Raw genomic sequence first — 22,936 nt, forward strand, 5'->3', positions numbered from 1 at the left:
CAGCGGCTGGGAGGGGAGCCCGAGCCGCCGTTGCCTTCAGGAACAACCGGAGAAGAAGATGAGTGAGACTGTAACCGCGTCACGACAGCCTGGTAAGGTGGGGCTCCCGATAAGGGTGACCCGGATCGTCTATCCGATCCTGTCACTGATCGTGATCCTGGCCCTGTGGCAGTTCGTGATCATTCTGGTCAAGCCGGCTCCATATCTCCTGCCGGCTCCGGCGGCCGTGGCCAATGCCATGGTCTCGCAGTTTTCCAATCTCATGTATCATACCGGCATCACCGCCTTCGAAACGCTGATCGCCTTCCTGCTCAGCATCGTCATCGCGCTGCCACTGGCGCTTATGATCGCAAACTTTCGCTGGTTCGAGGATGCTGTCTATCCGTTACTTGTCACCAGCCAGGCCGTGCCGAAAGTGGCGCTCGCACCGCTCATCCTTGTCTGGCTCGGTTTCGGCTTGCATACCAATATCGTTGTCGGCGTGCTGATGGCCTTCTTTCCCGTAGTCATCAGCGGCGTGGTCGGCCTGAAAAGCGTGCCCGAGGACATGGTTTTTCTCGGCAAGACCATGGGTCTGTCCTCAACGCAGATGTTTCGCAAGATCTACCTGCCACATGCTCTGCCCAGCCTGTTCGGCGGCTTGAAGGTCTGCGTCACACTGGCTGTGGTCGGTGCCGTCGTCGGCGAATTCGTCGGCTCGGACCGCGGCCTTGGCTATCTGATCTTGCTGTCGAGCGGCCAATTGCAAACGGCTCTGATGTTTGCCGCACTTATCCTGCTGGTAGTGATCGGCGTTGTCAGCTTCGCCTTGGTGCAGATGATCGAGGCGCGCGTGATGCCTTGGCATCGTTCCGTCAGAAGCGCAGGCCATTGAGGAGACGCGACATGGGCAAGTCCATCACCATCGACAAGGTCTCTAAGTCCTATTCCGGCCTGGAAGCACTGGTTCCGACCTCCATCGACATCAAGCCGGGCGAGTTTCTCTCCATCGTCGGGCCGAGCGGCTGCGGCAAGAGCACGCTGCTGCGCATCATCGCCGGGCTCAATTCCCCGACCACGGGCAAACTTCTGGTTGGTGGAGAAAAGGTCACGAAGGCGGAGACCGACCTGGGCTTCGTGTTCCAGTCGCCCGTCCTGCTGGAGTGGCGCAGCGTCATAGACAACATCATGCTGCAGGCGGAAGCCCGTGGCCTGCCGGATGCCGAATATCGCGCCAAGGCCAGGGATCTTCTGGCGGCATCGGGCCTCGCAGGCTTCGAGAATGCCTATCCCCATCAGCTGTCGGGCGGCATGAGCCAGCGCGTCAGTGTGTGCCGCGCGCTGGTTCACGATCCCTCGCTGCTCCTTATGGACGAGCCCTTTGGCGCTCTCGACGCCCTGACGCGCGATCAGATGATGGTCGATCTGCAATCGCTCTGGCTGCGGTCGCAGCCGACCGTGGTCTTCGTCACCCACAGCATCCAGGAGGCCGTATTCCTCTCTGACCGCATCGTCGTCATGGCGCCGCGTCCCGGTCGCGTGGAGGCAGTTCTCGACGTGCCGCTACCGCGCCGTCGCCGGCTTTCGGTGCGCAGCACGCCCGAGTTCAACGGGATCGTCGACCAGATACTCATTTGTTTCGAACGCATGGGCGTCATTCGCGATGACGCCCAAGACGCAGCCTGACAGCCCGGAAAAGGAAACGAACATGACCTCCTACAAGCAAGCATGCGGGGCACTTCTGGCCCTGTCCCTGATGAGCAGCACGGCATTCGCAGCCGACAGCGTCCGCCTTCGCCTCGACTGGAGCTGGTGGGCCGGCCAAACTCCGATGATCCTGGCAGAGGAGAAGGGCTTCTATGACGAAGTCGATCTCGACGTCGATATCGTGCAGGGCCAGGGGTCAAAGACCACGACCATGGTCGTCGGCGAGAATGCCGACCCGATCGGCCATGCCAATCTGTCCACCGTCGCCCAGTCCATTTCGGCAGGCGTGCCGATCACCGCCGTTGCCGGCTGGTGGCAGCAGGGACCGATCTCACTGATCTGCACCGACCCCAATATCAAGACCCCCGCCGACGTGAAGGGCAAGCGGATCGGCTCGACCCCGACCGGTTCCGACGGCCAGATCCTGCCGGCCTTCCTCATGGCCAATGGGCTCGAACTCACTGATATCAGCCTGGTCAACATGCCGGGCGACGCCAAGTTCGCCGGCATTGCCTCGGGCCAGCTCGATTGCATCAGCGGCGACGACTATTTCTACGGTCCGCAGCTGAAGGCCCAGGGCAAGGAAGTCTCCATCCTGAAATATGCGGATTGGGGCGTCACCAATCTAGGCTTCGGTATCGTCGTCAACAGTGATTATCTGTCGCAGAATCCCGAGATCGTTAAGCGCTTTCTCGCCGCCACCCGCAAGGGCCTCGAATACACCCTCGCCAACAAGGACGAGGCGGTCGAGATATTCCTCAAGGTCTCGGGCAATACCCAGCCGGCCGAGTTCCATCGCGGCGTGCTCGATGCCTACGAGGCCTCGCTGCACACCAAGGGCACCGAGGGCAAGCCGATCGGCTGGATGGCCGAGTCGGATTGGGAATCCATGAATGAAACGCTCGCCCAGTTCGGATCGATGACAGGTAAGAAGGAGGCGGCAGCCTACTTCTCCAACGATCAGCTGCCCCAATAAGGCTGGCCAGACCCTTGAGCCGTCGGTTCGCCGCCGGCCTCTTTTGACCCAATCGAGTGGAATGTAATGTCTGATATCGCGGTAACATCGACTGGACAGCATGGGGTGATCGTCATCGGTGGCGGGCATAACGGCCTTGTCGCCACGGCATATCTCGCCAAGGCGGGCCTGCGTCCACTGCTGATCGAGGCCCGGCCGGTGCTCGGCGGTCCTTGCGGTACGTTCGAATTCATGCCCGGCTATCGCTGTGCCTTCACCAATTCTCCCGGCAGCTTCGAGCCGCGTTTCATCGCGGAGTTGGATCTCGAAAAGCACGGCCTGAGGTTCGTTCGCACGGATCCGACAGTCGTCCATCCCTTCCCGCGCGGCGCCTTCATCGGCTGGCGCGACCGCGATCGCGTGAGCACACAGCTCAATGCCTATGCACCTGGTGAAGCGGAACGATACTTCGCTCTCCTGTCCGATCTCGAAGAGCTCGGGCGTTATCTCGGCGCGTCAATGTTCCGGCCGTCTCCAGACATGGCGGAAGCGGCGCGCAACGTGCCTGCCCATCTCGCCGGCCTGTTCGACCGCGTTATGTGCGGCAGCCTCCGGCAATTACTGGACGAGAGGCTGAAAGCGGAGGAACCGAAGGCGCTGCTCGGCATGCTGGCGCTCAACGCCACGCTGACGCCGCCATCTGCGCCAGGCTCCGCTGTAGGTTTGATGATGCGGCCGATCTCGCTTGCCTCCTATGCGGCGCTTGACGATGACGATCCGAGGCGGGCCGCACTTCGCGGCTCCACCGGCCTGCCGGTCGGCGGAATGGGAGCAATCATAGATGCCATCGAGGCCTGTTGTCTGGCCCATGGTGCGACGATCATCAAGGGCGAGCCGATTGCCCGTGTTCTGCATGCATCGGGTCGTGCGACCGGCGTGGTGACGGCGAACGGCAATGAATATCGCGCGCCTGCCGTGCTCTCGGCGATGAACCCGCGAACCCTGTTCGAGAAGCTGCTGGACGACGAGGCTGTCGGGGCCGATATCCGGCGGGAAGTCTCTGCGGTGCCGATGCGCGGCTCGGCCTTCAAGCTGGTTCTGGCGCTCGACGGCATCCCCACCTATGCTGACCTGCCCAATGACGTGATGCCGGAGCAGGCGGCGCAGGTTCAGTTTCGCATCGCGCCCTCGCTCGATTATATCGAGCGGTCGATTGCCGATGGCCTGGCGGGGCGTCTTTCGGCGCGGCCGATCATCTGGGGCCTGATGCTGTCTGCTACATCGCCGCATCTGGCGCCTGCGGGCAAACATCTCCTGAGTGTCAACGCTTGGCACGCGCCATATAATCTGGCCGATGGAACCTGGCCCGAGGCGGGGCAGCGTTTCGCCGACAACTGTATCGATGAACTGTCGCATTACATGCCAAATATCCGGCAGAGACTGGTCGGCGTCAGCTATCTCAACCCGGTCCAGATCGAAAGCGAACTGGGCTTGGTTCAGTCCAACATTACCCACGGCGACATGCTGCCAAATGCGCTGTTCGGCGCTCGTCCACACCGCAAAGCCCATGACTACCGCACGCCACTGGCGGGTTTGTACCTCTCGGGCGGCGGCACCTGGCCTGGCGGCTACGTCACCGGCATACCCGGCTTCAACGCCGCAACTACCATCATCAACGATATCAAGTCCAAGCAATGAGGGAAAACTCAATGGAATTTCTGGTCAACATAAAGCTTCGCTGGGACGACGACATGGATCCCGCCCTCAAGGAGAAAGTTATCCGCGACGAGCGTGCTCATGCGGCCGAGCTGATCAAGGAAGGACACCTGCTGCGCATGTGGCGCGTGCCCTGCCGCTTCGAGAACTGGGGTCTCTGGCGTGCAGCCGATGCAACGCAGTTACATGAGATTATCACCAGCCTTCCGGCCAATCCTTGGATGTACGACATCGACGTTCTACCGCTTGCGAAGCATCCGGTAGACCAGGTCTACGCGGCCGCCTGACGGGATGAGGAAAATAGGCGCGTGTGTCGCTAGGCAACCAGTTCTTTCTGTCCGCGATCTGACGACTTCGTTCAGATTGGGCAATCATTGCCGAGCAGTTTGAAATCATCGTCGCGGCGTGAAGCTCATGCCGCGCACAGTTTCTGGGCCGCGACGAGAATCTGAAACGGAACCGAATTAACTGCTGGCGCATGCTATCTTGCAGAAAAAATTATATTGCATGAATCCGTGCATTAGGATATCACCACTCCAAGGAGGAGCGATGTCTATACTCGAGCGCGTACAGGCAGTGGCGGAAAATCTCACCCGGGCAGAGCGCCTGCTGGTGCGGGAGGTCATTGCCAAACCCCGAGACGTGGCGCTGGGAACAGCCTCGAGCTTGGCGCAACGCACCAGAGTACACGAGGCTACGGCATCGCGTCTGGCAAAGAAACTGGGCTTTGAGAGCTACGCCGAATTTCGCGACGCCATTCGCGAGGAATTCATCGTCAAGGCAGATCCGGCCACCCGCGTGCGCAACACGCTGGCAGCAGCACAGAATGGCGACATTCTCAGCGAGCTGATCGGCCGCGAGATCGAAGCGCTGACAGCGCTTCCCGAGTATCTCGACTCTTCTCGCATATCCGAGGCAGCGCAGGCGCTGACCTCAGCCCGCCGCATCTTCATTTTCGCGCGCGGCAATGCCGCGACACTCTCAACCATGCTCGAGCGCAGGCTGTTGCGCATGGGAGGAGATGTGGAGGTTTTGTCGGGTGATGGGCGCGACCTGGCCGAGCAGATTCTGGGTTTTGGAGCAGACGACATGTTGGTGTCGTTCGTGTTTCGGCGACAGCCCCGTCACTACGCGCCTCTCATCGAACACGCGCATAGCGTGGGTGCCGGCACTCTTGCCATTTCGGGCTCGATTGGGCCGGCTTTGGCCCCCGCACCCAAGCTCTTGCTGTCGGCGCCAAGATCTGGATCAAACGACAGTTTCCAGACACTGACAGTCCCCATGGCCATCACCAATGCATTGGTGCTGACAATGGCGCAGATGAACCAGGACACAACGCTGGAGCGGCTGGAAACCCTGGGCAAGCTCATCAGCAATTTCGAGTCTCGATAATATAATTCGGCGTTTGGGAGGACACCGAAATTTCACGCGACCAATTTCTGCAAGTTAACGTGCATATCGAATTCTCGACGCAAGACAACGCGCAATAGGTAGGCCGGCGCTACCGGTCCACGAACAACCGGAGGAGAAGAACATGACACTGAAGCGAGTATTGCTTTCAACGGCCGCCATCAGCCTTCTGTCCACGCTGGCTTTGGCGCAGGATATCAACACGATGAGTCCGGAAGAGTTGTTGCCGCTGGCAAAAGAGGAAGGCACCGTCACGGTCTACTCCTTCACGAGCCGCATCGCCAAAGTCGAGGCAGCTTTCGAAGAAAAATACCCTGACATCGACCTCGTTGGCTATGACGCAAGCTCCACCGAGCAGATCGCGCGGCTGCGCGCCGAGTCTGCGGCAGGCATCGCTTCTGCCGACGTGGTTTACATTTCTGATGCACCCGTGGTTCTCAGCGAGCTGCTGGAAAAGGGGCTGATCGAAGCCTATGTCCCGCCGCGCGTGAGCGATCGTCTGCCCGAAGAATTCAAATCGCCACTACTCGCCCAGCGACTGTCGACCAAGGTGCTGATGTATAATGAAGAGGCCAATCCAGACGGCGCTCCGGTCGACAATCTCTGGGATTTGACCCGCGAAGAATGGAACGGACGGATCGTTATGGTCGACCCGCTCCAGCGTGGCGACTATCTGGATCTGATGACCGAGTTCGTTCTGCGCTCCGACGAAATGGCCGCAGCGTACGAAGCCGAATTCGGCGAGCCGATCAAGCTCGACTCCGGCGTTGAAAACGCCGGCATGCAGTTCATCACGGATCTCTTTGCCAACGATCTTGTGCTGGTGGCATCCACCGACGACGTCAACGCCGCGGTCGGCGCGATAGGCCAGACCAATCCTCCGATCGGCTTCACATCCTATTCGGACCGTCGGGACAATGAAGACGAAGGCTGGGCGCTCCAGATCGCCAATGATGTCTCGCCGTCAAATGGCATCATCTTCCCTGCACTGCTGGCGCTCGCCGCGAATGCAGAGCACCCGGCAGCAGCCCGGCTGGTGATCGATTTTCTGATGGGCGATGAAAGTGGGACAGGCGGAGCAGGCTTCGCCCCATTCTATGTCGCAGGCGACTATGCAACGCGAACCGATATCGTCAGCCATCCCGACGCTGTCCCGCTCGAAGAGCTTTCCGCCTGGCGCATCGATCCAGCCGCGACGGCGGAGATCCGGCAGAATGTCGCCGATCTGGTTCTGATCCTTCAATAATCCAACCGGCGTCGACCCCGGCGGACCATCTGCCGGGGCCCGCAAACGGACATAGCTCATGGCCTACACGACTTCCCTTGCAGCGCGCATGCGCTATGCAATTCCGCAAGGCCTTCCCCTGAAGATCGGGGTCTTGCTGGTTATCGGCGCGCTGATTGCCGGACCATTACTGCGCATCCTCTTCGAAACCCTGACGCCACAGACCATTGCCGCGTGGAGCGAAGTCGTCGCCAGCCCGCTCTCGCGCAACCTCTTGTGGGTGCCGCTGACCAACACCCTGATCCTCGGCGTTGGCGTCGCAGGCGGATGCGTCCTGATCGGGGGCTTCCTCGCCTGGCTGGTTGTGATGACCGATGTGCCTTTCCGGCGCACAATCGGCTTGCTGGCGATGCTGCCCTTCATGATCCCCAGCTTTGCAACCGCTCTTGCCTGGGGCTCCCTGTTTCGCAATAGCCGGCTGGGCGGTCAGACCGGGTTTCTTGAAGGGCTGGGGCTGGCCATACCTGACTGGCTGAGCTGGGGGATGGTCCCCACCTTCATCGTCCTCACCGCGCACTATTACTCACTGGCATTCACCGTCATCGCTGCCGCGCTTGCCACCGTCAATTCCGACCTTGTCGAAGCTGCGCAAATGACCGGCGCAAAACGGGGTCGGATCTTCTCCGGCATCATCTTGCCGGTGGCGCTTCCGGCAATCGTCTCGGGCGCTTCACTCACCTTTGCCGGAGCCGTTTCCAATTTCGCCGCCCCGGCGCTTCTGGGCTTGCCGGTGCGCATGCAGACCATGGCGACGCGATTGTTCGGCATGATCGAGATCGGCCAGACCGCGCGTGGCTACGTCATCGCGATCCTTCTGATTGTCGTCTCCGCCTTCTTTCTCTGGTTCGGCAACAGGATCATCTCGGGCCGTCGTTCCTACGCAACGATCACCGGAAAGGGTGGACGCGCCAAACGGTTCGAGCTCGGCACGGCACGCCTGCCATTGCTCGCCATCGCCATAACCATCTGCACCTTGACCACCATCGTTCCAGTGGTCGTGCTCATCGCCTCTTCGCTTGCGCCCAGCTCGTCGGCATTGTTTTCCAACTGGACACTGCACTACTGGCTTGGCGCGTCAGATCCTTCCATCGCTCAGGGCCAGGCGGGCGTGTTCCACAACCCCTTCATCGTCTCGGCCACTGCAACAACTGTCAGTCTCGGACTGGTGGTCGCCGTCACCGGCTCCATTCTGGGGCTCATAGTCGCCTTCACTCTGGCCCGCCATCGCACCGGCTTTCTATCCGGCGCAATCAATCAGATCGCGTTTCTGCCCCTGCTGGTCCCGGGCATCGCATTCGGCGCCGCCTATATCGCATTGTTCGGAGCCCCCATCGGCCCGTTCCCGGCGCTCTACGGCACCTTTGCTCTTCTGGTCATCGCAGGAACCGCTTATCTGGCGCCCTTTTCAGTGCAGACGGGAAGGGCTGTGATCCAGCAGGTCTCCGGCGATCTCGACGAGAGCGCACGACTGACGGGCGCGGGCTTTTTCCGCAGGCTTTCGGCGATCACCATTCCGCTGGCCAGCCGCGGTCTCGCGGCAGGCGCAATCATCATCTTCGTAAAGATCATACGCGATCTGTCACTCGTGGTCCTTCTTTTCACACCCACCACGCCGGTGCTGTCGGTTCTCGCCTATCGCTATGCGTCTGAAGGCTTCACCCAGTTTGCCAACGCCATCACCGTCGTCATTCTCATCATCTCGATTGCAGCAACGCTGCTGGCCAACCGGTTGCAGACTAAGTCTCAGCCCTGGCTCAAGAACTAGGCCCATTGCCATGATCAACATCTCCAACCTCACGAAATCCTTCGGGGATTTCGATGCAGTCAAATCGGTCAGCCTTTCAGTGCCAGAAGGAGCCTTCCTCGTTCTTGTCGGGCCATCGGGCTGCGGCAAATCCACGATACTGCGCATGTTGGCCGGGCTGGAAAAGCCCTCCGGCGGAACCATCACATTTGGCGAAAAGACAGTGTCCGACGGTGAACGGGGTTGGACAATCGAACCGGCGCAGCGTGATGCAGGTCTGGTCTTCCAGTCCTATGCGCTTTGGCCACACATGACCGTGGCCGGCAATGTCGAATGGCCCCTCAAAGTGGCCAGAATGCCCCCTCCCGAGCGCAAGGCCCGCGTCTCCGAAGTGCTCACCCTGCTCGGCATAGACAAACTCTCGCGTCGCTATCCCAACGAGATCTCTGGTGGCCAGCAGCAGCGCGTGGCGATTGCGCGCATGATCGCGCCAAAGCCGAAAATTCTCCTGTTCGACGAGCCATTGTCCAACCTCGACGCCAAGCTCAGGGTCGAAATGCGAACAGAACTGTTGCGCGTGCATCGCGCAACGGGCGCGACCTCGATTTATGTCACCCATGATCAGGTCGAAGCGATGACCATGGCCAGCCACGTTGCCGTGCTCAAGGATGGCGAGGTCGAGCAGTTCGGTGCACCTGAAGAACTGGTTGCCGCGCCCAAAACCGCTTTCGTCGCCACCTTTGTGGGCACGCCACCCGCCAATCTCGTCCCTGTAGCGCCAGAAGGTTCAAGCATAACGCTGGCTGGCGAAGCCATGGACGCAACATTTCCCCTCGAGCATCCCGCGCAGGCCATGTTTCGGCCCGAAGACCTCAAAGTCGGCGACACGGCCGGTCCCCGCACCATCCCGATGGAGTTTGCCGAGGCCAGCCCGGTTGCCGGACGCATGATGGTGACAGGAACGCGCGGCGACTTGCGGTTGACGGCGGTGGTGGACAGAGCCCCCAGATTTTCTCCCGGCGACTCGGTCTACTTTTCCCTGCCCGAAACTCCGGCAGCTATTTTCTCACTCGAAGGGGAGCGTCTGCCATGAAGAGGCTAATGTTCGTCCGGCATGGGGAATCCGAGTGGAACGCCAGCCGCAGGCTGCAGGGGCAGGCAGATATCAAGCTTTCCGAGAAGGGACGCGAACAGGCGCGCGCTCTGCGCTCAACCGTCGAAGCGCTGAAACCCGACACGTCGATCACATCCGATCTGAAGCGGGCCTTTGAAACGGCCAAGTTGCTCGGAATGGAAGCTCCCCTGCCCAACCCCGCACTTCGTGAGATCGATGTCGGTTCCTGGACGGGCCGTTCGATTTCCGATATTCGCGCCGAAGATGCCGATGGCTATCAAGCCTGGCGCTCGGGAACCTTCACACCTGAGGGCGGGGAGCATTGGCGCGACTTCGTCACCCGCACCAGCACCTGCGTGATGGAGGCGCTCGAAACAAGCAATCGCTTGCTCGTTGTGTGCCATGGCGGGGTAATCCGGGCGCTACTCGAGAGGCTTGTGGACCTCCCCCCCAAACGCATCATACCTGTCGGTCCGGCCAGCCTCACCGTCCTGGCCGAACGGCCGTCCGGATCGGGCAGCATGCGGTTGGAGCTGTTCAACTATTCGCCGCTGGGGCCCGTTCTGGATGCACCAGACTAGGGCTCAGTCTCGCCTGCTGCGGCAGGCGCGAACCCCAAAAGGTCTCCAAAAGCAATTGCCCCTCAGTTCCAGCACTGAGGGGCAGCTATTGCCTACAGGCAACAAAACCGGCCAGTCGTTCTCCGCCCGAAATCTGGCAGGGGCACGTGCACCCATTGCTGCCGCTAGCGTAGCAAACATCCGCTTTCGTGCACAGTCCGATGGGACGGTTCCGACACCATGCGGCTTAAGGGCACAGCGGCGCGCCGAGAGTTGTTTTTGTTTTTATTTCAACTATGTAGAAGGCATGGATAAAAAGTCGTTCCTTATATTCCGTCACGGTTGCCGGATGATGCATGTCATCGCCCGGGGCGGATCTATATAAGTGATGTAACCTTATTAGTTCGACTCCGGGTCGTTTTCTTGAAAGAGAGATCGCCTGTTCTTTTGCGCAGTTTTAACTGTGTATCTGGAGTTCGACATGTCCATCCGTTCCACGCTGTCCCTATGCCATAGCTGCACTGCCAGTCTGCCCCGCGCTGCGGTCCGGTGCCCTTGGTGCTCAGCCCCGGTAAACACCCTCTCCGGCGGCGTTCCGTTTGCCGATTACAAGGCGCGCCTTCGTGGCTGTGGGCAAGTCCAGCAGGGCCGCAAAGTGCACGATCTGGGGGCTGGCGGGAGATGACGACCTGCGGCCTGTTGGTCGCAGACGCCTCTTTGGTCGGGCAGTCAGGGCTGCCCAGAATTCACGATGGTTTCGCAGGAGCAAAATGCCATGGCGTTATCAATCTCATCTCCAATCAAGCGTGTGCGCGTCCAAATCGGATCGTGACCCTGACGCCTTCCCGAACGGCGTCAGGGAGATGTTCTGCAAAGACCATGGTTCAGAAATCTGGAGAAGAGATATGGCCAAGAGAAAAGGCGATCAGAAGCGGAAGCAACCAAAGGGCAAGAAGAAGAACAACTTCAACCAGCCCGATCCGGTGGCCGATCAACTGATGCCCGCAAAACGCAAATAGGCGCAATCACTCGATCAGTGCAGATAGGCTCGCAGATCCACTCTTTGGCAGGGTGTGCTCTGCGTTCTGAACGCTGTGATCTCCGTGCATTGTTCCTGCGGCGAGCGTCCTGCCGGCAGGAGCAATCTGTCCGGTCCTGCCAAAGGCGGACCCACAATCCTTCAAATGAGATGAAAGGAGGGCGTGCGATGATACCCGTTCGTGTTTCCTTCGCTGTCGATTTTTCAACTGATAAAACATCAAACACCCGCAGGGCGGCCTTGTGGTCTCTCGCCGCCCGGGTCGCAGAGTTGCGGCCAGAGGCCAGCAAGCTCGATATTGCCGGTGCCCTCTATGCACGTGAAAGGCTGGGAACCACCGCTGTGGGCGGCGGTGTCGCCCTGCCGCATACGGTGCTTACTGATGAAGACGCCTCAATGATTGTGGTGCGGCGTCTAGAGAGGCCGGTGGAGTTTGATGCTCCAGACGGCATGGCCGTCGACACACTCGTCGCCCTGATGGGTGGCAGACATGACATCAAGTGGCTGCGCGCAGCCATGCTGCGGCTCGGTAGGCTCGCGCAGCATGGCCCGCTCAGGCATCAACTGCGCGTGGCCGCAACGCAGAACGAGGTCGCAGCCATACTCATCGAGCTCGGTCTTGATGTTCATACCGATCAGAAACTCGGTGACACAGGGCGCGCTTTCCGTTCCGAAGAGAGAGCAGCGTTTGGCCTGACAGGCAGCCCACAACACTTCACCGCAATTCGGTAAGAATTTGGGGCCAAGCTCCAGCCGGGGGCGCCGGATTTTCCGGCGGCAATCCGGTCGACCATGCACCAATGCATACAAATGATCACCGCAAGCCATCAATCAGGTGCTATCAGCTGGTGCTATGGAAAACCTCAACTGCGGCTTCTGTCACATCCCCCGCTCTTGTTACCGTGCGCACTTTATGGACTGGGCTTGTCACGGAAACTTCAATCAGGCGCAGCGCGGCTGTGAACGCAGGGATTCAGCTGGCTTTGGTTGCAGCGTTCCATTCGGTCATGGCGCGCAGGCGATGACTGCGAATGCAGAGAGCGGTGCGCTGTGAGTGGTGCGGGACGAGAAGGTTGCGGAAGCTTCTTGGTGACCTAAAGCCCTGCGTTGACCATCCCCGTTTTTTTCAGCGGCACGTGCGAATTCTCCGCACGGTTCTTCAGTCCCTGTGCGACCAGTGCTCAACAGTCGGCATGACCTGTTGCCTGACGGTTGCGTAAGAGCGCAACTTGTCGGCGATCATCCGTTTTGGCGCGATCCCCTGCGTTTTCAGGAGCTGGAACAGCAATCGCCTGGCGGCCTTGGTGTTGCGGCGGGTCTGTACAATTTCATCCAGCACGTATCCGCCCTGATCGGCGGCGCGCCAGAGCCAGTGTTTCTTACCAGCAATAACGATGGGCATCTCATCGAGAAACCAGACATCACTGCGGGATAGCTGCTTGCGGCGCAGGTCAACGCGCATAGGCAGGGCCGAACTTCCTGCCCCAGCGTCGGATCGTTTCGTAGAACACCGAAATGCCGCGCTCAAACGGCATTTCCTCGATCATACGGAGGCTCAGCGGGAACCGATAACACAACCAGACAGCGTGCGCGATGATCTCAGGGGTTAGCAGAGCCTCACGCCAAGCAACGAACGGTGGTTGGCGTGAACGTTTTTGCGGTTATAGGGCCTGACATACGCGCTCTATCCTAGTCCCGCAAAACGCTCTGCTAACAACAGAAGCATGACAATTGGCCCACCCAAAATTCCTGCCAACAGGATTGCAGAGGCCAGCAGCCGGCCAAAGGTGTCGCTCAGACGATTGCGGTTCACTTGTCGAACTCACTTGGCGTAGCGACCTCAGGGGCTGACTGCCGCTCGGACCTAACTGTAAACCAGTGTTTGAAACTCTCGATGTAAGAGATGATCACGGGTACAACGATAAGCGTCAGGATCGTGGAACTGACCAGTCCGCCGATCACGGCATGGGCCATGGGCGCACGCTGGGCTCCGCCGCCTGCCGCCGCGATGGCAAGTGGGATCATGCCGAAGATCATTGCGAGCGTGGTCATGACAATCGGCCGTAAACGGATTGCACCAGCATCGATCAACGCCTGATCTAGCGGCACGCCTTCGCGGCACTCCCGGTTGGCATAATCAACAAGAAGGATACCATTCTTGGTAACGAGGCCCATCAACATGATGAAGCCGATCATCGAGAACATGTTGATGGTGCTTCCCGCAACAAGGAGTCCGAGCAGCACGCCCATGAGAGACAACGGCAACGCCACCATGATGGCGAGCGGCTGCAGAAAGCTGCCGAACTGCGAAGCGAGAACCACGTAGATGAAGATCACCGCCATGATGAGAGCCTTGACCATACTGGTGACTGCCTTCCCAAGCGCCTCCGCGTCGCCCCCGGTTGAAATCCGGTAGCCCGGTGGCAAGTCGGTTTGCGCAATCAGCGCCTGCAATGCGGCATTGGCATCGTTGCCAGGCAGGTGCGTCGTCGCGGCCGAGATCAATACTTCACGGGTGCTCTGATATCTGCGAATTTCTGACGCCGCCGACTGCCTGCTGATTTCCGCGACCTGGTCGAGACGAACCATGCCCGGCAAACCGTCACCACCGCGACCTGGGACTGCAATCTCAAGTGCCGAGATCGCCGAGAGATCGTCCCGCTGTTCGGGCGGCAATCGAACCACGACATCATAAGATTCCCCGCCCTGATCGGTCCAGGTCGATACATCTGTTCCGCCCATCAGCGGCGCAAGCGTTTCGAGCACATCCGCCATCGACACGCCGAGGTCACTCGCCTGCTCATGACGCAGGCAAACCGACAGAAGGGTCCTTGGCTCTTCGGCGCTCGACACGATGTCCACGAGGCCGGGGATTGTCTGCATCTGCGCTACAATGTCACTTGCGATCCGCTCGATCACGGCCTGCTCTTCGCCAAGTACGCTGAACTGAATGGGGCTTGCCCCGCCACCGATACCGGCCTGAATGACTGCAATCCTGACGCCGGGAATGCTCGACATCCTTGCCCTGATCGGATCCGCAAGCGTGACCGGTGTCCTGTTGCGTTCGGATTGCGCAACCAGGCCTACGATGACCGTCGCGCGGTGTTTGCCGAGATTTGCACCGCTGTTGATCGTGGAATAGACCGAGGCGACTTCCGGAAACTCGCGCAGCGCCTTCTCGACCTGGCCGACCTTTTCCCGAGTGTATTCGAGGGATGCGTTTACCGGTGCCGTTACGTTAATCTGGAACTGGCCCTCATCGACGTCGGGGACAAACTCCACCCCGACCATCGGTATCATCAGCAGGCTTGCGCCAAATATGCTGGCCGTCAGACCAAGCGTTGCCAGCCGATGGCGCAGCGTCCATTTGATGATGTGCCGGTAACGATCTGCCAGCCGTTCAAAAAACCGCTCCAGATACGCCACTGCGCGGCCGACGGGTCCACGCCTTGCCCTTGGTTGCGCATCTGGATCGTGCCAGACGCTCGACAGCATCGGGTCGAGTGTGAATGCCACGAACAGGGAGATCAGTACGGCAGCCGAGACGGTCACGCCGAACTCGTAGAAGTAGCGCCCCACCATGCCCTCCATGAAGGCCACGGGCAGGAAAACCGCAATGATCGTTGCGGTCGTCGCCATGACGGCAAGGCCGATCTCGTTGGTGCCGTCGAAGGCCGCTTGAAGATGCGTTCTGCCCATATGCAAGTGGCGGGTGATGTTTTCGCGCACGACGATCGCATCGTCGACCAGAATGCCGATCGACAAAGTAAGGCCCAGGAGACTAAGCATGTTCAGCGTGAAACCCAAGAAGTCGATGACCGCAAGCGTGCCGATCATCGCGATCGGAAGCGTCAGGCCGGTGATGACCGTGCTGCGCCAGGAGTTCAGAAAAAGGAAGACGATGGCCACGGCGAGTGCCGCACCCTCAATCAACGTCTTCTGGACTTCGACAAGCGACCCCTCGATGGACACCGAAGCGTCGTTGACGATCCGAAGCTCGACCTGCCGGGCGCCAAGCTCCCTGTTTAGGGCATCGAGACGGCTCTTCAGAGCGACGACCACCTCGACGGTGTTGGCATCCTGAACCTTGACGATGTCGATCGCGAGCGCTGTCTGCCCGTTGTACATCGCAAGGCTTTCGGGCTCCGCGGTGCCCTCACGCACGGTTGCGACATCGCGTACATAGACTGGAGCGCCGCCGCGACGCGTAACGATCATGTCGAGAAACTCGTCCGGCTCGTGAACCCGCCCCTGGACCTGCACGATGTTTTCGAACGCGTGCGCCGTGACGCTGCCAGCGGGACGGTTCCTGTTGGTCGAACGGATCGTTTGGATAACTTCGTTCACGCCCACATTCATGGCGCGAAGCCGCTCTTCGTCCACAGCGATGTCGATCTGCCGCCGTTGTCCGCCGATGAGGGTGACCTCGCCGACCCCTGCCACGCTTTTGAGGTCCTTGACGATGCGCTGTTCCGCGATCGTGGTCAGTTCGGGAACGGACAGCGTAGCCGAACTGAGCGCGACGGACAGGATCGGCTCTGCTGCCGGATCATAGCGGGCGACCACCGGCTTGTCCGCTTCGTCCGGCAAGCCAGCTTCGACTGCGGCGACCTTGTCACGCACGTCCTGTGCAGCGCCAGCACTTTCCACTTCGAGCTTGAACGCGACCGTGACCACGGAACTGCCCTCGTATGAGCGGGACGTCAGCTTGTCGATGCCGCTGATCGTGGTCAGCGCATCTTCGATCCGTTTCGTCACCTCGATTTCCACCATCTCCGGCGTGGCGCCCGGATAGGCCGTGGAGACAACGACGACGGGCACATCGACCTTTGGGAACTGGTCGATCCCGAGACGATCGTAGGAGAACATGCCGACTACCACGATGACCACCATCATCATGGTGGCAAAGACGGGGTGGGTGACGGAGATACGGGTCAGGAACATGTCAGGCGGCCTCAGCTACGAACGTCACCGCCACGCCCGGTTCCAGTTCAGGTAGCGGAACGGTCACGATCACATCGCCGGGGACTAGCCCACGGACGATCTCGGCCATCTGCCTGCCTTTCCAGATCGGACCTTTGGAAACAGGCTGGCGCAATAGTCGGTTGTCCGTCACCTTCAGGACGTAATCACCTTCATCGTCAGTCCTGACGGCAAGGGAGGGGACGAAGATCGCGTCCTGCACCTGGCGAAGCAGAACAGCTCCCGTGACGAACATTCCTCCTCTCAGCCGATCGTCCCGTGACAGGAGACGAATGAAGACGGACACCACCCGTGCATTTTCCGTTGCCACCGGGTTGAGGCGCACCACTTCGCCCATCACTGGCCGTTCTTCCAGACCGTCGACGCGCAGCTCCACCGTTTGCCCGGCGCTGATACGGGCGATATCGCGGGTCGCCACCAGGACCCTAACCTCGAGCGAACCGGTATCGACGATTTCAAAGATCTCGGCATCCCTGCCGACCTGGGAGCCCACATTGACGTGGCGTCGCGACACGACACCATTGATGGGTGAACGAATCTCCGCATCCTGCAAGGCGGTGCGGGCAAGGCTTGTCTGCGCCAAAAGGCTCTGTAAGCGGGCCTCAGATACGGTGAGGGCGTTTCGCGCTATTTCGAGCCGCTCTCGCGATACGATATTCTTGGCACCAAGCTGTTCAATACGCTCCAAAGCTTGCACCGCCAACTGACGCTCCGCCTCCGCAACCGCTTGGTCGGCCTCACGCTGCGCCAGGGCGAACTCGAGATCGCGAGAATCTACACGTGCGATGATGTCGCCGTATTTTACAGGCTCTCCTTCACGCAGCGCGACATCGACAATGAGACCACCTGTCTTTGCTCGAACGACAACGCGATTCGTCAGCTCTAAAGCACCCGACACACGCAACCGGTCGACGGCAGGCTGAGCTGTGACGACAAACACCTCCGATGAGGAAAGCTCGAAGGTGCTGGTGAGGGATGCGAGATCTGCGGTTTGCACCCTCTTGAATCCTTTCGCCACTTCCCCCGACGCAGTCAGGACATGGAAGGTTAGATATCCGCAGCCGACCATTACTGCGGCACGCACGAGCGTATTCTTCCATCGAATGGTCATGGCAAACTCCGTTGATTGTCTGGAACCGACTTGAAGCAGATGCTGGAGCCCGGCGTTCTGCTGTCACCGCTAGCGGGCGACGATTGCAGCAGCATTACCGCTCACGCGGTGTGTTGCGGTAATGCTGCTGCAATCTTCAGGCAGAAAAGAGGTGTAAAGATAAGGAGCTGCGGAGCAGAATGAGACTGTTACTGGTGGAAGATGAGAGCGAGCTGGCGAAAGCGATGACCGCCGCACTTTCAAAGTACGGGATCGTCACCGACCATACGGCTCTTCTGGCCGACGCCGTTGAGATGGTGCACGCCAATTCCTATGACGGAATTCTGCTGGACCGGCGCCTACCCGATGGCGAGGGCCTTTCGATAATCCCGAGTCTGCGGCGATCGGGGACCGATATTCCTATCATTGTTCTAACCGCCCGCAATGCTCCCATGGAACGTATCGAGGGCCTGGATATCGGCGCCGACGATTATCTCGGCAAGCCCTTCCTCGTGGAAGAGCTCTTGGCGCGTCTGCGTGCGGTCATGCGGCGCCCCGCGTCGTTGGCTGAACCCGGCATCAGCGCGGGACGGTTGTCGATCGATCCGTTCAACCTCACGGTGATGCTGGATAATGAACAATTCGATCTTCCGAGGCGGGAACTGCTCGTGCTGATGACGCTCGCCAAGCGGAAGGACAGGACGGTCTCACGTGCGACTTTAGAGAATGCGGTTTATAATTATGAGGAAGAGATACAGTCGAACGCCTTGGACGCGCATATTTCGAGATTACGCAAGCGTCTTGCCGACGCGGATGCGGGTGTCAATATCCACAACATCAGAGGGATAGGCTACTTGCTGAAGCAGCAATTATGAGCGGCATGCAGCCCGCAAATTCATCCTTGTGGTGGAAGCTCAGTTGGCAGCTAGGCGTGGTGATCTTCGCAGTGATCATGTCGGTCATCGTAGGTCTTGCATTCTATGGGTCCGCAGTCCTGTCGCCGAACATCGCTGTCGAGCGCACGGTGATGCAGGCGATCACCGGATCGCTCGCGCGTAATGCAGACGGACAGTTCCTTATCCGCGACAATGCCGAACTGAGAGATCTGAAAGCCCGCAACCCCGGCTTCTGGTATGTGGCCGCCACACAGGACCGATCGTTCACGACCCATGGCGAAATACCGGAAGCCTATCTGCAGCTTGTACCGCTGACTTATCTGATCCGAGACGCCGATATCAGGGGTTCGGCTGAAACGGAAGACATCGCGTCGGTCGAAACGGCCAGTACCTCCAGCGGAGAAATACGGGTGCTGTTTGGAGGTCTTGCCAGAACCAACTGGGTGCTTCCTGCCGTTTTGGCGCAGAGCTGGCCGATTTACGTGTCCCTTCTCGGCATCGCGCTGCCGACGGTCTTTATCGCCGTACCAAGGATCGTCGGCCGGTCCCTGAACGGAATACACGAGATCGCCCGAAAGGCGTCCGAGATCGATCCACAGCGGCACGGAACGCGATTGCCGACCACGGAAATCCCCACCGAAATCGTTCCCCTAGTGAGCGCCTTCAACGCATCGCTGATGCGCCTTGAAACCGCGATGAAAAAACGCCAACGCTTCCTAATCGATGCTGCCCATGAACTGCGAACCCCCATCGCGATCGTGCATACCCGTGTTGATGGGATGTCGGAGGGCGAGGAACGCAGGCAATTGCTGAGCGATATTGCCCGCTTGGCGGAAACGGCAGAGCAACTTCTCGATTTCGAGCGCAACGATCAGATGCCAGATCAGGATGAGAAGGTGGACCTTGTCGAAATTGCGCAGGATGTGGTCTCCAATCTGGCGCCGCTCGCCATTGCCTCCGGCTACGAAATCGCCTTCGAGCGTGAACAGCTCAGCGTGATTTGCAAAGGCAGCCCGACGGCGTTACCGAGGGCAATCATTAATGTGGTGCGCAATTCGATCGATCACGGTGGCGGGTATGGTCTTATCGAAGTGTCGTCTGCATCCGATGCCAGCATCACCATCCGCGATCAGGGTCCAGGAATTCCAGAAGGGCATCGCGAGCTGGTCTTCGAGCCTTTCTACCGCGTCTTGCCCAAAAGCCGCGGTGCCGGGCTCGGCCTGAGCCTCGTCAAGCAGATCGTCGAGAACCATGGCGGCCATGTCAGCCTCGACAGTAGCAGTCAAGGGACGACGGTCGTCCTGCGTTTCGTACGCCAGAACGAGTGAGCAAGCGCGCGCCGCTTTGCCGGCCGCGTCTCCAAGCGCGTGCGGATCAACGAGATCGGCGCAAGACTCTCTGTTCCCCGCATTCTCGACCCTGCGCATGGCCACGGCTGATATGGTTCTGCGATATGATCGCCTAAATCAGATGCAGTTCTGGTTGATAGACGAAAGCGTTCGTGGCCTCAGAAGTCATGACCGTTAACCTTTCGCGCGATCGCGTAATGCTGCTGCAATTGTTCCCAGTCACGGTCGCCCCGCAAGACTTAGTCGGGGCAAATGCTTGGTGTTCCCGGGCTCATCTTGTGAGGTTGCGCGTTTCCTTTAGCGCGGACTTCAAGCGCAGCTCATGATCAACAGACGATTCCAGCGATCCGATGCGCTTGTCCACGGCGACGGATTGCTAGTCTCAAGAGAACCAGGAAAATACCATGTCGAGACCTATGCGTACAAGTTGTGCCCGTCGGGCCGAACCAACAAGGCCTGCAACGTCGTCTACGTTGCATCTTGCCGCCGCCATGGGCATGCTCTTGATCGTCACCGGGTGCGCGAGCACCAATACCAGCGATCTTATCTTCGACTACACGCCGACGGTGAAGCATGCGAGCGCATCGACACTGACCAAGCCAACATCAAGCAGTGAGGAGCCCAAGGCGAAAGCCGCCTCGACGCTGCTTGGCCCAGCGCAGGCCGGGCTGGGTTACTCCGTTAAAGACAGTGTATCGAATGACGGGCGTTTCAACGTATATTCTTTCAAGACCGATTACGGCAGCTACAGTGTTGTGGGCGATGGTCCCGCGCGAAAACACATTCAGGAGCTTGTCGCCCTCCGAAAGCTGAAGAATTACTCTGCCCCAAAAGAGTTTCTGACAGGCGCCGGAAAAGCCGTCATCAGCCCGATTGAAGGCGTCGTGACCACGGTGACAAACCCTGTCAAGGCAGCGCGAGTGACACGCGCAAATGTTGAACGCAAAGTAGGCTCTGCAGGGCGCGGCCTTGCCCAGGCCGGCAAGATTATCACCACATTCAAGCGACCGGAAAAAACTCAGCCCGACCGTGAGAGCGAAAACCTGGTTGAGAAGATCGTCAACCGTCCGGAGGCAAAGCGTCGGCTAGCCCGTGAGCTCAATATTGACCCATACACCCATTTCATACCGCTTTCGCGGGAACTCGATAAGGTTGCTTCATACTCTGCAATTGGATCTTTTGGTGTCGATCGGGCGCTGGGTTTTGTGACCGGCGAGGTCGGCACGATCATATCTGTGGTCGGTACTATCGACTCGCTGACCAGAGAAGCGATAGACATGGCGCCGGAGGAAGTTGCCGTGTTCAATCGCAAGCGCCTCAATGCACTTAATGTCCCTGAGGCCATTATCAAGGCATTTATGCTGAGCGACAAACTGACTCCGTCCGAAAAAAGTCTTGTGGTCGGTTCCTTGAACAATCTTTCGGGAACCCCCGGCCTCGATGCGCTGGCGGCCTCCGTCGCCCACAGCAATACAAGGCAGGATGCGTTCGCGACACTCCAAACCCTTGCCTTCCTTTTGCGGCAACCGCTCGGTGGCGGGCGCCCAACCCAAGCGCGCGTTGTCGAAGGGGTTCCGGTTTTAACAATCACCGGCCACGGCCAGATAGCAATTGTGGCTGCTGACAAGCTTTACTGGACGCCATCGAATGCCGCGCGGATGACAAGCCTTGCTCAAATCCTGCGTCGGGCCGAAAAAGGATCCGCCAAACCTGAACTCTGGATCTCCGGCAACGCCTCAGCTCTGGCGAAGCGTCAGTTGCAACGGCAAGGCTGGGTCGTGAAAACTCAGCAGTTCCCCTCGATCTGAACACTCGAGCCAATTGAATAGATGGAGTGGTTGCCGCTCTACCCACCCGACGCGTTCTGTTGGAGGATCGTCGGGTTAAGTCCAATGGGTGGAGAGGAAGGCGAGCATGACCAAAGAGACGATGATCGGGATCGATTTAGCCAAGAATGTTTTTCAGGTCCACGGAGCTTCCATGTCCGGACAGATCAAGTTCCAGTGGAAACTGACGCGTCAGCACTTTCGCAGGTTCATGGCTGACCAGGTTCCGGCGATGGTCGTAATGGAGGCCTGCGGCAGTGCCCATTACTGGGCCCGCGAGATGGCCAAGCTGGGTCACGAAGTCAGACTGATCGCTCCTCAGTACGTGCGCCCTTTCGTGAAGCGGCAGAAGAATGATGCAGCAGATGCCGAAGCGATCGTCATCGCTGCTCAACGACCGGAGATGCGTTTCATCACCCCAAAGGCGGAAGAACAGCAAGCTCGGGCTCTTCTTTTTCGAGTAAGAGAGCGACTTGTGCGTCAGCGCACAGAGCTGGTGAATGCGTTGCGTTCAGTTCTTTATGAGTTTGGCCATCCGACACCACCCGGTATCGGACACCTTAAGCGGATCGAGGCGATCATCGAGACTGAGAACAGCGATTTGCCCGAACTGGTTCGCGGCGAGTGTCGCGATCTTCTGTTGCAGATCTCCGAGAAGACGCAGCGGATTGAGACCAAGACCAAACAGATCGGCGTTCTGGCAACTCAAACCGATACGGCTCGTCGCTTGCAAACGATGCCAGGTATTGGACCAATGAGTGCGTTGGCTGTTGAGGCTTTTGCTCCGCCGATGGAGAGCTTTCGGCGCGGACGAGACTTCGCGGTTTGGCTGGGGCTGGTTCCGCGACAGCATTCGTCTGGAGGTAAAGAGCGGCTTGGCCGAATATCGAAGGCTGGGCAGGCCGACATCAGGCGGCTCCTGATCGTGGGCGCGATGTCTCGTCTGAATTGGCTGGGGCGAAAGACGATATCGGAGAAGTCTTGGCTATCGCGAATGCTGGCCAGGAAGCCGAGAATGCTGGTGGCCATCGCATTGGCAAACAAGATGGCACGAACGATTTGGGCCATGTTGACGAAAGGACAAGATTATCAGAATCCGGCGGAGGTTGCTGCTGCATGACAGAGGTGCGGCTCGGGGCAGTCTAATGCCGGTGATGGAGGTGTGAGAACGTCGACGATCCATATGGGTAAAATGATCGAACAGATCTGGGTCAGGATAACCAGATAGGGGCTTGGAGCAATCAGCTCGCTGAATAGATTTGGACCTGATCCGCTGATCACCA

Annotated in this window: 17 protein-coding genes and 1 pseudogene; 15 read left to right on the forward strand and 3 right to left on the reverse strand. The window is 59.2% G+C overall.

Annotation, left to right across the window (positions count from 1 at the left end; translation table 11 throughout):
- Positions 1-115: 115 nt before the first annotated feature.
- The 11 genes from DEJ54_RS19340 to DEJ54_RS19390 all read left to right on the forward strand — a co-directional run bounded on the left by DEJ54_RS19340 (position 116) and on the right by DEJ54_RS19390 (position 12,241).
- A complete protein-coding gene (locus DEJ54_RS19340; RefSeq protein ID WP_162742388.1) occupies positions 116-874 on the forward strand; it encodes an ABC transporter permease in 759 nt (252 codons plus the stop codon).
- Between the two features lie 11 nt (positions 875-885).
- Positions 886-1,665 carry an ABC transporter ATP-binding protein gene (locus tag DEJ54_RS19345; protein WP_113156427.1) on the forward strand — a complete coding sequence of 260 codons (780 nt, stop codon included), beginning with the start codon at positions 886-888 and terminating at the stop codon, positions 1,663-1,665.
- A 22-nt stretch (positions 1,666-1,687) separates the two neighbouring features.
- Complete coding sequence (locus DEJ54_RS19350) at positions 1,688-2,662, forward strand: ABC transporter substrate-binding protein (protein ID WP_162742389.1); 975 nt, start codon at positions 1,688-1,690, stop codon at positions 2,660-2,662.
- A 66-nt stretch (positions 2,663-2,728) separates the two neighbouring features.
- Complete coding sequence (locus tag DEJ54_RS19355) at positions 2,729-4,339, forward strand: NAD(P)/FAD-dependent oxidoreductase (RefSeq protein WP_113156429.1); 1,611 nt, start codon at positions 2,729-2,731, stop codon at positions 4,337-4,339.
- An 11-nt stretch (positions 4,340-4,350) separates the two neighbouring features.
- Positions 4,351-4,644 carry a muconolactone Delta-isomerase gene (locus DEJ54_RS19360; RefSeq protein WP_113156430.1) on the forward strand — a complete coding sequence of 98 codons (294 nt, stop codon included), beginning with the start codon at positions 4,351-4,353 and terminating at the stop codon, positions 4,642-4,644.
- 289 nt (positions 4,645-4,933) lie between these two features.
- Positions 4,934-5,749, forward strand: coding sequence for a MurR/RpiR family transcriptional regulator (locus tag DEJ54_RS19365; protein WP_245447835.1), 816 nt, complete (start codon positions 4,934-4,936; stop codon positions 5,747-5,749).
- A 142-nt stretch (positions 5,750-5,891) separates the two neighbouring features.
- A complete protein-coding gene (locus DEJ54_RS19370; RefSeq protein ID WP_113156432.1) occupies positions 5,892-7,013 on the forward strand; it encodes an ABC transporter substrate-binding protein in 1,122 nt (373 codons plus the stop codon).
- Positions 7,014-7,071: 58 nt separating this feature from the next.
- Positions 7,072-8,817, forward strand: a complete 1,746-nt coding sequence (locus DEJ54_RS19375) for an iron ABC transporter permease (RefSeq protein ID WP_113156433.1) — start codon at positions 7,072-7,074, stop codon at positions 8,815-8,817.
- A 10-nt stretch (positions 8,818-8,827) separates the two neighbouring features.
- Positions 8,828-9,889, forward strand: coding sequence for an ABC transporter ATP-binding protein (locus tag DEJ54_RS19380; RefSeq protein WP_113156434.1), 1,062 nt, complete (start codon positions 8,828-8,830; stop codon positions 9,887-9,889).
- A complete protein-coding gene (locus tag DEJ54_RS19385; RefSeq protein ID WP_113156435.1) occupies positions 9,886-10,491 on the forward strand; it encodes a histidine phosphatase family protein in 606 nt (201 codons plus the stop codon). The genes DEJ54_RS19380 and DEJ54_RS19385 overlap by 4 nt, the downstream gene beginning before the upstream one ends.
- A 1,186-nt stretch (positions 10,492-11,677) precedes the next feature.
- On the forward strand, positions 11,678-12,241 hold the full coding sequence (locus tag DEJ54_RS19390; protein WP_162742390.1) for a PTS sugar transporter subunit IIA: 564 nt from the start codon (positions 11,678-11,680) through the stop codon (positions 12,239-12,241).
- A 241-nt stretch (positions 12,242-12,482) separates the two neighbouring features.
- Here the strand turns inward: DEJ54_RS19390 and DEJ54_RS19395 are convergent.
- The 3 genes and pseudogenes from DEJ54_RS19395 to DEJ54_RS19405 form a co-directional block, all read right to left on the reverse strand.
- Positions 12,483-13,122: pseudogene (locus DEJ54_RS19395) on the reverse strand (IS6 family transposase).
- A 196-nt stretch (positions 13,123-13,318) separates the two neighbouring features.
- Positions 13,319-16,453 (reverse strand): efflux RND transporter permease subunit, encoded by a 3,135-nt coding sequence (locus DEJ54_RS19400; protein WP_113156437.1) that lies wholly within the window; start codon positions 16,451-16,453, stop codon positions 13,319-13,321.
- Between the two features lies 1 nt (position 16,454).
- A complete protein-coding gene (locus DEJ54_RS19405) occupies positions 16,455-17,603 on the reverse strand; it encodes an efflux RND transporter periplasmic adaptor subunit (protein WP_113156438.1) in 1,149 nt (382 codons plus the stop codon).
- A gap of 179 nt (positions 17,604-17,782) precedes the next feature.
- Between DEJ54_RS19405 and DEJ54_RS19410 the strand changes: the two genes are divergently transcribed.
- From DEJ54_RS19410 to DEJ54_RS19425, 4 genes are all read left to right on the forward strand, one after another.
- A complete protein-coding gene (locus tag DEJ54_RS19410; protein ID WP_113156439.1) occupies positions 17,783-18,457 on the forward strand; it encodes a response regulator transcription factor in 675 nt (224 codons plus the stop codon).
- Positions 18,454-19,806 carry a HAMP domain-containing sensor histidine kinase gene (locus DEJ54_RS19415; protein WP_113156440.1) on the forward strand — a complete coding sequence of 451 codons (1,353 nt, stop codon included), beginning with the start codon at positions 18,454-18,456 and terminating at the stop codon, positions 19,804-19,806. Before DEJ54_RS19410 ends, DEJ54_RS19415 begins: the two co-directional genes overlap by 4 nt.
- Positions 19,807-20,324: 518 nt before the next feature.
- Positions 20,325-21,635: a hypothetical protein gene (locus tag DEJ54_RS19420; RefSeq protein WP_162742391.1), complete on the forward strand. Its 1,311-nt coding sequence runs from the start codon at positions 20,325-20,327 to the stop codon at positions 21,633-21,635.
- Positions 21,636-21,741: 106 nt separating this feature from the next.
- Positions 21,742-22,773: an IS110 family transposase gene (locus DEJ54_RS19425; protein ID WP_113156442.1), complete on the forward strand. Its 1,032-nt coding sequence runs from the start codon at positions 21,742-21,744 to the stop codon at positions 22,771-22,773.
- Positions 22,774-22,936 lie beyond the last annotated feature (163 nt).

Source organism: Nitratireductor sp. OM-1, assembly GCF_003296175.1.
Lineage (GTDB): Bacteria > Pseudomonadota > Alphaproteobacteria > Rhizobiales > Rhizobiaceae > Nitratireductor > Nitratireductor aquimarinus.